We start from the raw sequence: 267 nt of genomic DNA on the forward strand, positions 1-267 counted from the left end.
CCTCCGGCTCCCCTATTCGGTTAACCTTGCTACAGAATATAAGTCGCTGACCCATTATACAAAAGGTACGCAGTCACCCCACCACTAAGCCCCCTCTGCTTGTTTTGCGGTTGAACGTCGCTTTCGCTCCGTTAACCGTATCCTCAGCAAAGGATGCGTATGTGGAGTTCACCACTGGCTTAGTGGTGGGGCTCCCACTGCTTGTACGTACACGGTTTCAGGTTCTTTTTCACTCCCCTCGCCGGGGTTCTTTTCGCCTTTCCCTCA

At 52.8% G+C, this 267-nt stretch carries 1 rRNA gene; it reads right to left on the reverse strand.

From position 1 onward, the window contains the following. A 23S ribosomal RNA gene (locus NA197_RS23520) occupies positions 1 to 267 on the reverse strand; the annotation flags it as partial.

The sequence above is a fragment of the Salmonella sp. NW884 genome (assembly GCF_051700745.1).
In the GTDB taxonomy this organism is placed as follows: Bacteria; Pseudomonadota; Gammaproteobacteria; order Enterobacterales; family Enterobacteriaceae; genus Salmonella; species Salmonella enterica.